This is a genomic window from Pseudomonas sp. RT4P38 (assembly GCF_054897765.1).
This window is the reverse complement of sequence record NZ_CM142703.1, coordinates 5016993-5030977: the sequence shown is the minus strand read 5'-3', so window position 1 is coordinate 5030977 and position 13985 is coordinate 5016993. Positions and strand designations below refer to the sequence as shown.

The window sequence follows — 13985 nt, the reverse complement described above, 5'->3', positions numbered from 1 at the left end:
CGGGCGTGTGCCCTGAGTGGTGCCCAGGTAATGGCCGTCGCCGTGAGTCGGCAGAAACCAGAAAACATCCATGAAGAAATCCTTTTGCGATTCTCAGCAGATTTTTGGGGTGCACGCCGAACAACGGTGCGGCGCGTTGTGCAGCAAGACGTTCAGATGCTTGAGCAGTCCAGGGTAGGAGTCGCGATAAATCGGCGCGGCGACGATCAGCAGGTCGGCGTTCTCGATCGCTTGCAGCTCGGCTTCTGTACCAATCCCTCGGAGCCCAGATTTACCGGCTTTCAGCGCGTTGGCCGGTAGACGCTGTTCGATTAGCAGAACTGTTTGTTGAATGACTGTTGCCTGGCGAACAGTTGTGCGTGAAGCGCTGGCGTTGTTATAAAGGCTCTGTGTTATTCCGTAAAAGACTAAAAATTAATATTTATAGATCATTTTGAGCTATAAAATGGTCTGCCTGAGCGGAGTGAACCAAAGTCGATAGCCACTATCGAGAGCGTTGATTTCTGCTGTTCGGATACCCGGCGTAGCCTGTGTTCATTGCCCCCAACCCAGTTGCCAGGACGTCAACCATGAAACCTCTAATTGCCACTTTCTTGCTGCTTGCAGTCTCCGTTCTCGCCGGATGTGCCAGCCATGTTTCCCCGGAACTACGGCCCTACACAGCGGAAGAAACCAGGGAACTGGCACTTGAGGACTTGAATCGTCGCGGTCTGTCTTTCGAGGAGTACCACGCGAAGAAAGCCGAATTGCTCGGCCAACCGCAGAAATCGTTCAATTTTGACAAGCAAGGGGAAATGAACGCTGAACGTGCTGTACAGCTTCACGGACGTCCTAGCTGAAACTGTACGGCTCGAAGTTTTACGTAACTGTCCATGGGTTTCCCTCAAGGCGTGCGATAGGGTCAACACCTGACTGACCTGATGGACCGCTGCCATGACGCTCTCGCTCGATTTGCTGCTGGGCTTCGCCCTGTTTGCGCTTGTTACCTCGATTACTCCCGGCCCCAACAACACTATGTTGCTGGCATCGGGTGTGAACTTCGGCTTTAACCGCACCATTCCCCACATGCTTGGCGTCACCTGCGGGTTCTTCGTGCTCGTGGTGGCGGTAGGTTTCGGGTTGGGCGCAGTGTTTCAAACCTATCCGTTGCTCTACACCGTGTTGCGTTACGTCGGTGCGACGTATTTGCTGTACTTGGCGTGGAAAATCGCCCATTCAGGGCCGGTCTCCGAGAGCGAAAAGGGCGAGAGCAAGCCGATCAGTTACTTGGGCGCGGCGGCGTTTCAGTGGGTCAATCCCAAGGCCTGGATCATGGCCATCGGTGCCATCAGCACTTACACGCCGATGCAGGGCTACTTCACCAACGTGATCGTGATTGCGGCAGTGTTCGCCTTGATCAACCTGCCGAGCGTCGGTGTCTGGGCAGGTTGCGGCACGTTGTTGCGCAACGTGCTGAAGGATCGCCGCTGGTTGCGGCTGTTCAACTGGGGCATGGCCTTGCTGCTGGTGGCTTCGCTGTATCCGTTGTTGCTCGAAAGCTTTGACTGACGCATTGCTTCAACCGGTTGCCCGATGCCTGTTAAGCTCGACTTCAGGAGCGTTCCTACGCACTTTTAAATGAAGTTGTTCTTCTTTAACGGCCTCCGATCAGGTATTTCTAACGCTCTGAACGATCGGCGCAGCTCACGAGGCTGCGTTTGACGTTTCAGTGACGAGCTTCCTGATCCCGGAACACGCTCTGCGAGTCTTTCATGAATAAACGTCCGTTGTATTTCGACTACGCCGCCACCACGCCGGTGGATGAGCGAGTCATCAAGGTGATGGTCGAGTGTCTAGGTTTTACCGGCAATTTCGGCAATCCGGCGTCCAGCTCCCATGCGTTCGGGCAACAGGCCCGGCAATCGGTCGAGCAGGCGCGGCGACAGGTCGCCGAACTGGTCGGCGCTCAGGCGCAACAGATCGTCTGGACCTCCGGCGCCACCGAATCGAACAACCTTGCCCTTAAGGGCGTGGCCCAGGCCCGCGGCGTTTCTGGCGGCCACATCATCACCAGCCAGATCGAACACAAAGCGATTCTCGACACGGCAAAGCAGTTGCAGGACGCCGGTGTTGCGGTGACTTATCTGGTGCCTGACGCCGAGGGTTTGATTACCCCGCAAGCGGTCAGCGAAGCGATGCGCGAAGACACCTTTCTGGTCTCGCTGATGCTGGTCAACAATGAGCTTGGCACCCTCAACGACATCCCGGCCATTGGTCAGGTAGTGCGTGATCGCGATGCGTTATTCCATGTCGACGCCGCTCAGGGCGCGGGCAAAGTGGCGATCGATCTGGCCAAGTGGCCGGTGGATCTGATGTCGTTTTCCGCCCACAAACTCTATGGCCCCAAAGGCATCGGCGCGTTGTATGTCGGGCCTCGCGCGCAACAGCGCTTGCAAGCGCAGATCCATGGCGGTGGTCACGAGGGTGGTTTGCGTTCCGGCACCCTGGCGACTCACCAGATCGCCGCCATGGGTGTGGCGTTCGCGTTGGCGGCGGCCTCGTTCGATGAAGAGAAGGCCACGATCGTGCATCTGCGTGAACGCTTGCTTGAGCACCTGCTGAGCATTCCCGGGGTTCGGCTCAACGGCAGCCCGACCCAACGCATTCCCCATACCCTGAGCCTGACCTTCAACGAAGGCGAGTTCAACTCTGCGGTGCTGAGCCATTCGATTGCGTTTTCCGCGACCTCGGCCTGCAACTCCGCCAGCAATGCTCCCTCCCATGTGCTGCTGGCCCTGGGGCATGACGCCCGCTCGGCGAGTCGCACCATTCGCTTGAGTCTCGGCCGGTTCACTACCGAGCAGGACATCGACCAAGCGGTACACCTGATTCAAGCGGCCTGCGCCAGTGCTCCGGCATTCTGGCAATAAGGTCTGAAAGTGCCGGCGTTGATCGGCACTCAACAATAATGATGAAGTGATTAGCAGGAGACACGATGAGTACGCAGCCTTCAATCAATGGATCGGTGCCCCAACGCCTGGCGCAAACCCGCGAACTGATGAGCCGGGAGGGCATTCACGCTCTGCTGGTGCCGTCGGCCGACCCGCATCTTTCGGAATACCTGCCGGGTTACTGGCAAGGGCGGCAATGGTTGTCGGGCTTCCATGGGTCGGTCGGCACGCTGATTGTTACGCCGGACTTTGCCGGTGTCTGGGCCGACAGCCGTTATTGGGAACAAGCGACCAAGGAACTCAAGGGCAGCGGTATCGAACTGGTCAAGCTGCAACCGGGTCAACCCGGCCCGCTGGACTGGCTGGCCGAGCAAACCCCTGAAGGCGGCGTCGTCGCGGTAGATGGTGCAGTGATGGCCGTGGCTTCGGCGCGTACTTTGGGCGGCAAGCTCGAAGAACGCGGCGCACGCCTGCGCACCGACATCGACTTGTTGAGCGGAGTCTGGAGCGACCGTCCGACGCTGCCGAATGAACCGATCTATCAACACCTGCCACCTCAGGCGACTGTCAGCCGCGGCGAGAAACTGGCCAAGCTGCGTGAGGTTTTGAAAGATCGCGGTGCCGACTGGCACTTTATCGCCACCCTCGATGACATCGCCTGGCTGTTCAACTTGCGCGGCGGCGACGTGTCGTTCAATCCGGTGTTTGTTTCCTTTGCTTTGATCAGCCAGCAGCAGGCAACCCTGTTCGTTGCCCTGAGCAAGGTCGATGCCGAACTGCGTGCAGTCCTCGAACAGGACGGCGTGACCCTGCGCGACTACAGCGAAGTGGCTGCCGCCTTGCGCGCCGTACCGAGCGGGGCGAGTCTGCAAGTCGATCCGGCGCGCGTCACGGCAGGCTTGCTGGATAACCTGGATAGCGGCGTGAAGTTGGTCGAAGGCCTGAACCCGACGACGTTGGCCAAATCGCAAAAAAGCCTGGCCGATGCCGAGCACATTCGTCAGGCCATGGAGCAGGACGGCGCGGCGCTATGCGAGTTCTTCACCTGGCTGGACACTGCACTGGGTCGTGAGCGCATCACCGAATTGACCATCGACGAACACCTGACGGCGGCGCGTACCCGACGTCCGGGATATGTATCGCTGAGCTTCAACACCATTGCCGCATTCAACGCCAATGGCGCGATGCCGCACTACCACGCCACCGAAGAAGAACACGCGGTGATCGAAGGCGATGGTCTGTTGTTGATCGACTCCGGCGGCCAGTACCTGGGCGGCACCACCGATATCACTCGGATGGTGCCGGTCGGTACGCCGACCGATGAGCAGAAGCGCGATTGCACGCGGGTGCTCAAAGGCGTGATTGCGCTGTCCCGTGCGCAATTCCCGAAAGGCATTCTGTCGCCCTTGCTGGACTCCATTGCCCGCGCGCCGATCTGGGCTGAAAGCGTTGATTACGGTCACGGCACCGGTCATGGCGTCGGCTACTTCCTCAACGTGCACGAGGGCCCGCAGGTCATCGCCTACCAAGCCGCCGCCGCGCCACAAACTGCAATGCAGCCGGGCATGATCACCTCCATCGAGCCGGGCACTTACCGTCCGGGACGCTGGGGTGTGCGGATCGAGAACCTGGTGTTGAACCGCGAGGCGGGCACAAGTGAATTCGGTGAGTTTCTGAAGTTTGAGACCCTGACGTTGTGCCCGATCGACACTCGTTGCCTGGAGCCGTCGCTGCTGACGGATGACGAAAAACAGTGGTTCAACGCCTACCACGCCGAGGTGCGCGAGCGCTTGAGCCCGTTGCTCGACGGTGCAGCCCTTGAGTGGTTGATCACCCGCACTGCGGCTATTTGATCGGTTGGAGTGCAGGCGCTTCATAGGGCGCCTGGCTCATGTGGTCGTCGAATTTTAACTCAGGGCTTCAAGGACGAAGTCCAGGCGATCCTGACCGAAGAACAGCTGATTATCGACAAACATGCTCGGGGCACCAAATACGCCTCGTTGCACGGCTGTCTCTGTGTTGTCCTTGAGAGTGGCTTTGACTTCCTCATCGGCAGTCAGGGCCAGCACCTCATTTGGATCGAAACCGTTCTGTGTCAGAACTGTCGCGACAGTCGCCGGATCAACAAGGTCGCGGCCTTCAACCCAAAGCGCGTGAAACAGGCAATCGATGAACGCCTGAAAGCGTTCGGGATGGCGCAACTGCATGCCGGTGATGGCGCGCATCAACATCAGGGTGTTGATAGGGAAGTGCGGATTGAACTTCAGCGGCACGCCGTAGCGCTTGGCATAGCGATCCAGGTCCTGAAACATGTACCTGCCCTTGGTCGGGATGGTTGCCGGAGACGCGTTGCCGGTGGCTTTGAAGACCCCACCCAGCAACATCGGCTTGTAGATCAGCTGGCTGTCGGTCTGCTCGCAAATCTTCGGCAGTTGGGTATAAGCCAGGTAGGTGGCTGGGCTGCCGAGGTCAAAATAGAACTCCACGGTTTTGCTCATGGTCGATGCGCTCTGCTTATTATTTTAGGGGTGGGTTTACCAGCGTTCGCTCCAGGGGCGCAGGTCCAGCTCGAAGGTCCATGCGTCACGGGGCTGGCTGTGCAGGTACCAATAGTTCTCGGCGATGTGCTCAGGATTGAGAATGCCGTCCTGGTCCTTGGTCGCGTACTTCTCGGGGAAACTCTCGCGGATAAAATCGGTATCGATGGCACCGTCGACTACGACGTGGGCGACGTGAATGTTCATTGGCCCCAGTTCTCGAGCCATGCTTTGCGCCAGGGAGCGAATCCCGTGCTTGGCGCCGGCAAAAGCCGCAAACCCTGCTGCACCACGCATGCCTGCGGTGGCACCGGTGAACAAGATAGTGCCCCGTCGACGCTTGGCCATGCGCTTGGCCACTTCACGAGCGTTGAGAAAACCTGAGAAGCAGGCCATTTCCCAGATCTTGAAATATTTGCGCGCGGTTTCTTCGAGAATGCTGCAAGGCACATTGGCGCCAATGTTGAAAACGAACGCTTCGATTGGGCCAATCTGGCTTTCGATCTGCTCAACCAACGCAATCACGTCCTCTTCCTTGCGCGCATCGCAGGCAAACCCGTGGGCTTCACCGCCATCGGCGTTGATGGCATCCACCAGCGGTTGGAGTTTGTCCGCGCTGCGGCGGGTGACACAAGCCACAAATCCTTCCTGCGCAAAGCGTTTTGCAATGGCGCCGCCTGTGGCATCCCCTGCGCCTACAACCAGTACGACCTTCTTGTTATTCATGGGTAGATCCCTTTGCTAAACGATCGTTAACTAAACGTACGTTATGCTACGATTCGGCAAGCGTCAAGGCGATCAATCCTGAGGGCAAGGCAATGCGTTACTCGGCCAATCACAAACTTGAAACCAAAGAGAAACTACTTGAAAGCAGTGCGGTGTCGGCCAAGAAGTCAGGTTTTTCAACGGTAGGTGTCGACGGTTTGATGAAGGCGATCGGCTTGAGTGGCGGAGCTTTCTACAGTCACTTTTCTTCAAAGGATGAACTGTTCGCCTCAATCGTCGAGCGTGAGCTGTGCCAAAGCCTGGAGCGTTTAGGGGCGGACCAGAATCGTGACAAGCTCGAGCGCTGCCTGAAACACTACCTGAGCATGGCCCATGTCGAGCACCCGGAATCCGGTTGTGCTTTGCCGGCATTGGGGGCTGAGATTGCCCGCTCAGACGTGATGATTCGTCAGCAGGCGGAGAACTGGATTTGTCGGCTTCAGGAGAGTTGGGCGCGAGTTCTGGAAAGCGACAGCCTGGCCTGGGCGATTCTGTCGCAATGTATTGGTGCGTTGGTCGTGGCACGGATGCTGGCCACGCCAGACATTCAGCGCGCGGTGCTGAAGTCCAGTTACGATGAGATTGGCCGCCAGATTGCGGTTCCACGAACCTGACAAGGCGGTATCAACCTATTTGCAGATGACAATCATGCTGCGGCTGGTATAGCCGGCAGGGTTGAGGCCGAACGGGTAGTCGCCTGGTTCTTCCACGGCGTCCCCTGACTTGGCGATGACCTTGTAACCTTTGGGTGCGCACGAGTTGGCAGCGCTGGTGTAGCACTTGTCCCAGGATGACGAGAGTCCGGAACAGTTGATATGCAGCCCTTTCTTGCCGTGTTTTACCTGGGTTTTCGATGTCGCCGCGCAGCCCGCAACCGCAAGTACGGCGATCAGTATCAAAATTCGTTTCATTGGTGTCCTTATAGCGTCCCGGATCTTTGCGCCCGGGTCTGGCTGCATTCGCTTTCGCTTGAAGCGTTCTGATATCCCTATCTGAAAAATCCATGTTTGACACTGGGTTACGGGCCTAAACATGGCCTAATTGCGATGCAAATACCAGACCCTCGTCAAATCCTGTCTCAATCTGCAACGACCGCAGGCTTTGCCGCACTCCCCATCGTCATGGTTGCGCCTATGGAAGCCAGAATGATGCACATGATGGCCATCCATTGTGACAGTGAGAGGTACTCATGGAGAAACAACAGGCCTGACAGTGCGCCGAACGCAGGTTCAATGCTCATCAACGTGCCGAAGGTCCGGGTCGGGATTCGGGTGAGGGCGACCATCTCCAGCGTATAGGGGAGGGCGGTGGACAGAATGGCGACACCGATGGCAACGGGGATCAGTGACGGAGTGAGCAGCGCGGCGCCAGCATGGACGATGCCAATAGGGGCTACAAAAAGTGCTGCAATCATCACCCCCAGTGCCGCGGTCTGCACGCCATTGTCGGCGCCGGCCTTTTGGCCGAACAGAATGTACAGCGCCCAGCAGACACCTGCGCCCAATGCATAACCGGCACCTACCAGATCGATTCCCGTCGTCGTTTCTCCCGTAGGTATTAACAGCAGCAAACCGATGGCGGCCAGGGCAATCCACAAAAAGTCGATCGCGCGACGTGACGCAAAGATGGCTACCGCCAGTGGGCCGGTGAATTCCAGTGCAACCGCGATCCCCAGGGGGACGGTTTGCAACGACATATAGAAGAGGAAGTTCATGCCGCCTAACGCCATCCCGTAGACGATGACGGTGCGCAGGGATTTTGCGGTGAGCTTCGCTCGCCAGGGGCGCAGTATCAGCATCATGATCACGCTGGCGAAGATCAGTCGCAGGGTGGTGGTCCCTTGCGCGCCGATAATGGGGAACATACTTTTAGCAAGGGAGGCTCCCGACTGGATCGACGCCATGGCTATCAATAGCAGGCCAACCGAAAACAGAGTCGAGGCAAAGCTGCGGGGCTGGTCTTTCATTGCGTGGCATCGTCCGAAGTAGAAAGCGAGAGTGTTGTTGGGCAATATACTGCGCATTCGTTGCAGGCGCGTCTATATATAGCAGCGATTTTGAACATCCTTATAGAAAAGCGTAATTAGGTGTTGACGGCAGATTCTGGACGTCTATAATTCGCCCCACTTCCGGCGCAGTCGAAACGGAAAACTCCTTGGTAAACAATGAGTTGCGCAGTTTTCGACAGCGAGTTGCTTCAGGTCATCGAAGCCCAGAAGGAGTTGAAAGAGCGGGGTTGTTTGGCTCTTTTAACGGTTCGATCTTCTCGGTCGAAAGCGGTGTAAAAGAGGTGTTGACAGCAGCGAGTAACGCTGTAGAATTCGCCTCCCGCTAACGAGAGATCGAAAGCGCAAGTGGTTGAAGTTACAAAGGAAACTTTGAAAACTTCTGAAAATAACCGCTTGACAGCAACAGAGGCTGCTGTAGAATGCGCGCCTCGGTTGAGACGAAAGATCTTAACCAACCGCTCTTTAACAACTGAATCAAGCAATTCGTGTGGGTGCTTGTGGAGTCAGACTGATAGTCAACAAGATTATCAGCATCACAAGTTACTCCGCGAGAAATCAAAGATGTAACCAACGATTGCTGAGCCAAGTTTAGGGTTTCTTAAAAACCCAAAGATGTTTGAACTGAAGAGTTTGATCATGGCTCAGATTGAACGCTGGCGGCAGGCCTAACACATGCAAGTCGAGCGGCAGCACGGGTACTTGTACCTGGTGGCGAGCGGCGGACGGGTGAGTAATGCCTAGGAATCTGCCTGGTAGTGGGGGATAACGCTCGGAAACGGACGCTAATACCGCATACGTCCTACGGGAGAAAGCAGGGGACCTTCGGGCCTTGCGCTATCAGATGAGCCTAGGTCGGATTAGCTAGTTGGTGAGGTAATGGCTCACCAAGGCGACGATCCGTAACTGGTCTGAGAGGATGATCAGTCACACTGGAACTGAGACACGGTCCAGACTCCTACGGGAGGCAGCAGTGGGGAATATTGGACAATGGGCGAAAGCCTGATCCAGCCATGCCGCGTGTGTGAAGAAGGTCTTCGGATTGTAAAGCACTTTAAGTTGGGAGGAAGGGCATTTACCTAATACGTAAGTGTTTTGACGTTACCGACAGAATAAGCACCGGCTAACTCTGTGCCAGCAGCCGCGGTAATACAGAGGGTGCAAGCGTTAATCGGAATTACTGGGCGTAAAGCGCGCGTAGGTGGTTCGTTAAGTTGGATGTGAAATCCCCGGGCTCAACCTGGGAACTGCATTCAAAACTGTCGAGCTAGAGTATGGTAGAGGGTGGTGGAATTTCCTGTGTAGCGGTGAAATGCGTAGATATAGGAAGGAACACCAGTGGCGAAGGCGACCACCTGGACTGATACTGACACTGAGGTGCGAAAGCGTGGGGAGCAAACAGGATTAGATACCCTGGTAGTCCACGCCGTAAACGATGTCAACTAGCCGTTGGGAGCCTTGAGCTCTTAGTGGCGCAGCTAACGCATTAAGTTGACCGCCTGGGGAGTACGGCCGCAAGGTTAAAACTCAAATGAATTGACGGGGGCCCGCACAAGCGGTGGAGCATGTGGTTTAATTCGAAGCAACGCGAAGAACCTTACCAGGCCTTGACATCCAATGAATCTGCTAGAGATAGCGGAGTGCCTTCGGGAGCATTGAGACAGGTGCTGCATGGCTGTCGTCAGCTCGTGTCGTGAGATGTTGGGTTAAGTCCCGTAACGAGCGCAACCCTTGTCCTTAGTTACCAGCACGTAATGGTGGGCACTCTAAGGAGACTGCCGGTGACAAACCGGAGGAAGGTGGGGATGACGTCAAGTCATCATGGCCCTTACGGCCTGGGCTACACACGTGCTACAATGGTCGGTACAGAGGGTTGCCAAGCCGCGAGGTGGAGCTAATCCCAGAAAACCGATCGTAGTCCGGATCGCAGTCTGCAACTCGACTGCGTGAAGTCGGAATCGCTAGTAATCGCGAATCAGAATGTCGCGGTGAATACGTTCCCGGGCCTTGTACACACCGCCCGTCACACCATGGGAGTGGGTTGCACCAGAAGTAGCTAGTCTAACCTTCGGGAGGACGGTTACCACGGTGTGATTCATGACTGGGGTGAAGTCGTAACAAGGTAGCCGTAGGGGAACCTGCGGCTGGATCACCTCCTTAATCGACGACATCAGCTGCTCCATAAGCTCCCACACGAATTGCTTGATTCATTGAAGAAGACGATAAGAAGCAGCCCTAAGGGGTTGTAGCTTGGTTGGTTAGAGCGCACCCCATGCTCTGTGGTAGAGAGCAGGGTGAGGTCGGCCTTGTAGCTCGAAATTGGGTCTGTAGCTCAGTTGGTTAGAGCGCACCCCTGATAAGGGTGAGGTCGGCAGTTCGAATCTGCCCAGACCCACCAATTTTGTGTGGGAAACGCCTGTAGAAATACGGGGCCATAGCTCAGCTGGGAGAGCGCCTGCCTTGCACGCAGGAGGTCAACGGTTCGATCCCGTTTGGCTCCACCACTAACTGCTTCTGTTGTTGAAAGCTTAGAAATGAGCATTCCATCGTGACGATGGTGAATGTTGATTTCTAGTCTTTGGCTAGATCGTTCTTTAAAAATTTGGGTATGTGATAGAAAGATAGACTGGACGTTACTTTCACTGGTAACGGATCAGGCTAAGGTAAAATTTGTGAGTTGCTCTTTATGAGCAAGAATCGAATTTTCGGCGAATGTCGTCTTCACAGTATAACCAGATTGCTTGGGGTTATATGGTCAAGTGAAGAAGCGCATACGGTGGATGCCTTGGCAGTCAGAGGCGATGAAAGACGTGGTAGCCTGCGAAAAGCTTCGGGGAGTCGGCAAACAGACTTTGATCCGGAGATGTCTGAATGGGGGAACCCAGCCATCATAAGATGGTTATCTTAAGCTGAATACATAGGCTTAAGAGGCGAACCAGGGGAACTGAAACATCTAAGTACCCTGAGGAAAAGAAATCAACCGAGATTCCCTTAGTAGTGGCGAGCGAACGGGGACTAGCCCTTAAGTGGCTTTGAGATTAGCGGAACGCTCTGGAAAGTGCGGCCATAGTGGGTGATAGCCCTGTACGCGAAAATCTCTTGGTCATGAAATCGAGTAGGACGGAGCACGAGAAACTTTGTCTGAATATGGGGGGACCATCCTCCAAGGCTAAATACTACTGACTGACCGATAGTGAACTAGTACCGTGAGGGAAAGGCGAAAAGAACCCCGGAGAGGGGAGTGAAATAGATCCTGAAACCGTATGCGTACAAGCAGTGGGAGCCCACTTTGTTGGGTGACTGCGTACCTTTTGTATAATGGGTCAGCGACTTATTTTCAGTGGCGAGCTTAACCGAATAGGGGAGGCGTAGCGAAAGCGAGTCTTAATAGGGCGTCTAGTCGCTGGGAATAGACCCGAAACCGGGCGATCTATCCATGGGCAGGTTGAAGGTTGGGTAACACTAACTGGAGGACCGAACCGACTACCGTTGAAAAGTTAGCGGATGACCTGTGGATCGGAGTGAAAGGCTAATCAAGCTCGGAGATAGCTGGTTCTCCTCGAAAGCTATTTAGGTAGCGCCTCATGTATCACTGTAGGGGGTAGAGCACTGTTTCGGCTAGGGGGTCATCCCGACTTACCAAACCGATGCAAACTCCGAATACCTACAAGTGCCGAGCATGGGAGACACACGGCGGGTGCTAACGTCCGTCGTGAAAAGGGAAACAACCCAGACCGTCAGCTAAGGTCCCAAAGTTATGGTTAAGTGGGAAACGATGTGGGAAGGCTTAGACAGCTAGGAGGTTGGCTTAGAAGCAGCCACCCTTTAAAGAAAGCGTAATAGCTCACTAGTCGAGTCGGCCTGCGCGGAAGATGTAACGGGGCTCAAACCATACACCGAAGCTACGGGTATCACTTAGGTGATGCGGTAGAGGAGCGTTCTGTAAGCCTGTGAAGGTGAGTTGAGAAGCTTGCTGGAGGTATCAGAAGTGCGAATGCTGACATGAGTAACGACAATGGGTGTGAAAAACACCCACGCCGAAAGACCAAGGTTTCCTGCGCAACGTTAATCGACGCAGGGTTAGTCGGTCCCTAAGGCGAGGCTGAAAAGCGTAGTCGATGGAAAACAGGTTAATATTCCTGTACTTCTGGTTATTGCGATGGAGGGACGGAGAAGGCTAGGCCAGCTTGGCGTTGGTTGTCCAAGTTTAAGGTGGTAGGCTGAGATCTTAGGTAAATCCGGGATCTTAAGGCCGAGAGCTGATGACGAGTTACCCTTTGGGTGACGAAGTGGTTGATGCCATGCTTCCAAGAAAAGCTTCTAAGCTTCAGGTAACCAGGAACCGTACCCCAAACCGACACAGGTGGTTGGGTAGAGAATACCAAGGCGCTTGAGAGAACTCGGGTGAAGGAACTAGGCAAAATGGCACCGTAACTTCGGGAGAAGGTGCGCCGGTGAGGGTGAAGCATTTACTGCGTAAGCCCATGCCGGTCGAAGATACCAGGCCGCTGCGACTGTTTATTAAAAACACAGCACTCTGCAAACACGAAAGTGGACGTATAGGGTGTGACGCCTGCCCGGTGCCGGAAGGTTAATTGATGGGGTTAGCTAACGCGAAGCTCTTGATCGAAGCCCCGGTAAACGGCGGCCGTAACTATAACGGTCCTAAGGTAGCGAAATTCCTTGTCGGGTAAGTTCCGACCTGCACGAATGGCGTAACGATGGCGGCGCTGTCTCCACCCGAGACTCAGTGAAATTGAAATCGCTGTGAAGATGCAGTGTATCCGCGGCTAGACGGAAAGACCCCGTGAACCTTTACTATAGCTTTGCACTGGACTTTGAATTTGCTTGTGTAGGATAGGTGGGAGGCTTTGAAGCGTGGACGCCAGTTCGCGTGGAGCCAACCTTGAAATACCACCCTGGCAACTTTGAGGTTCTAACTCAGGTCCGTTATCCGGATCGAGGACAGTGTATGGTGGGTAGTTTGACTGGGGCGGTCTCCTCCTAAAGAGTAACGGAGGAGTACGAAGGTGCGCTCAGACCGGTCGGAAATCGGTCGTAGAGTATAAAGGCAAAAGCGCGCTTGACTGCGAGACAGACACGTCGAGCAGGTACGAAAGTAGGTCTTAGTGATCCGGTGGTTCTGTATGGAAGGGCCATCGCTCAACGGATAAAAGGTACTCCGGGGATAACAGGCTGATACCGCCCAAGAGTTCATATCGACGGCGGTGTTTGGCACCTCGATGTCGGCTCATCACATCCTGGGGCTGAAGCCGGTCCCAAGGGTATGGCTGTTCGCCATTTAAAGTGGTACGCGAGCTGGGTTTAGAACGTCGTGAGACAGTTCGGTCCCTATCTGCCGTGGACGTTTGAGATTTGAGAGGGGCTGCTCCTAGTACGAGAGGACCGGAGTGGACGAACCTCTGGTGTTCCGGTTGTCACGCCAGTGGCATTGCCGGGTAGCTATGTTCGGAATAGATAACCGCTGAAAGCATCTAAGCGGGAAACTAGCCTCAAGATGAGATCTCACTGGGACCTTGAGTCCCCTGAAGGGCCGTCGAAGACTACGACGTTGATAGGTTGGGTGTGTAAGCGCTGTGAGGCGTTGAGCTAACCAATACTAATTGCCCGTGAGGCTTGACCATATAACACCCAAGCAATTTGCAGGCTTCGAGCTGAAAAGCGAAAGAGCACCAGATTGCGGTGTGTGAAGACGAACCGAACCGAAAGTTCGAGATACTCACAAAA

The 13985-nt window shown here is 55.3% G+C and carries 9 protein-coding genes, 2 tRNA genes, 2 rRNA genes and 2 pseudogenes; 9 read left to right on the top strand and 6 right to left on the bottom strand.

The genetic code is table 11. The features are described 5' to 3' along the window. Positions 1-72, bottom strand: a pseudogene (locus ACYZT7_RS23290) (hypothetical protein); the annotation flags it as partial. A gap of 81 nt (positions 73-153) precedes the next feature. Then, positions 154-243 (bottom strand): annotated as a pseudogene (locus tag ACYZT7_RS23285) (NAD(P)H-dependent oxidoreductase); the annotation flags it as partial. A 326-nt stretch (positions 244-569) separates the two neighbouring features. On the opposite strand from ACYZT7_RS23285, the gene ACYZT7_RS23280 reads away from it, so the two are divergent. The 4 genes from ACYZT7_RS23280 (at position 570) to ACYZT7_RS23265 (ending at position 4783) form a co-directional block, all read left to right on the top strand. Beyond that, positions 570-839 (top strand): hypothetical protein, encoded by a 270-nt coding sequence (locus ACYZT7_RS23280; protein WP_462038391.1) that lies wholly within the window; start codon positions 570-572, stop codon positions 837-839. Positions 840-933: 94 nt separating this feature from the next. Then, entirely contained in the window at positions 934-1548 is a 615-nt protein-coding gene (locus tag ACYZT7_RS23275; RefSeq protein WP_462038390.1) for a LysE family translocator, read from the top strand. Between the two features lie 203 nt (positions 1549-1751). Beyond that, positions 1752-2909, top strand: a complete 1158-nt coding sequence (locus ACYZT7_RS23270; protein WP_462038389.1) for a cysteine desulfurase family protein — start codon at positions 1752-1754, stop codon at positions 2907-2909. A 65-nt stretch (positions 2910-2974) separates the two neighbouring features. Beyond that, complete coding sequence (locus ACYZT7_RS23265; protein ID WP_462038388.1) at positions 2975-4783, top strand: aminopeptidase P family protein; 1809 nt, start codon at positions 2975-2977, stop codon at positions 4781-4783. Positions 4784-4837: 54 nt separating this feature from the next. On the opposite strand, the gene ACYZT7_RS23260 is transcribed toward ACYZT7_RS23265, so the two are convergent. Then, positions 4838-5428: a 2-hydroxychromene-2-carboxylate isomerase gene (locus tag ACYZT7_RS23260; RefSeq protein WP_462038387.1), complete on the bottom strand. Its 591-nt coding sequence runs from the start codon at positions 5426-5428 to the stop codon at positions 4838-4840. Between the two features lie 36 nt (positions 5429-5464). Beyond that, positions 5465-6193 (bottom strand): SDR family oxidoreductase, encoded by a 729-nt coding sequence (locus ACYZT7_RS23255; protein WP_462038386.1) that lies wholly within the window; start codon positions 6191-6193, stop codon positions 5465-5467. A gap of 92 nt (positions 6194-6285) precedes the next feature. Between ACYZT7_RS23255 and ACYZT7_RS23250 the strand changes: the two genes are divergently transcribed. After that, the gene (locus tag ACYZT7_RS23250) at positions 6286-6846 is read left to right on the top strand and encodes a TetR/AcrR family transcriptional regulator (protein WP_462038385.1); all 561 of its coding nucleotides are present in this window, start codon (positions 6286-6288) and stop codon (positions 6844-6846) included. A gap of 15 nt (positions 6847-6861) precedes the next feature. Here ACYZT7_RS23250 and ACYZT7_RS23245 read toward each other — a convergent pair whose 3' ends face one another. Further along, entirely contained in the window at positions 6862-7143 is a 282-nt protein-coding gene (locus ACYZT7_RS23245; RefSeq protein ID WP_041069802.1) for a hypothetical protein, read from the bottom strand. 167 nt (positions 7144-7310) lie between these two features. Beyond that, a complete protein-coding gene (gene rhtA / locus ACYZT7_RS23240) occupies positions 7311-8198 on the bottom strand; it encodes a threonine/homoserine exporter RhtA (RefSeq protein WP_462038384.1) in 888 nt (295 codons plus the stop codon). A gap of 660 nt (positions 8199-8858) precedes the next feature. On the opposite strand from rhtA, the gene ACYZT7_RS23235 reads away from it, so the two are divergent. The 4 genes from ACYZT7_RS23235 (at position 8859) to ACYZT7_RS23220 (ending at position 13882) form a co-directional block, all read left to right on the top strand. Further along, a 16S ribosomal RNA gene (locus ACYZT7_RS23235) occupies positions 8859-10397 on the top strand. Between the two features lie 161 nt (positions 10398-10558). Then, positions 10559-10635 (top strand) — tRNA-Ile (locus ACYZT7_RS23230). Positions 10636-10665: 30 nt separating this feature from the next. Then, positions 10666-10741, top strand: a tRNA-Ala gene (locus ACYZT7_RS23225). Between the two features lie 249 nt (positions 10742-10990). After that, positions 10991-13882 (top strand): 23S ribosomal RNA (locus ACYZT7_RS23220). The 16S and 23S rRNA genes sit together here with 2 tRNA genes alongside, the layout of an rRNA operon. Positions 13883-13985: the final 103 nt, after the last annotated feature.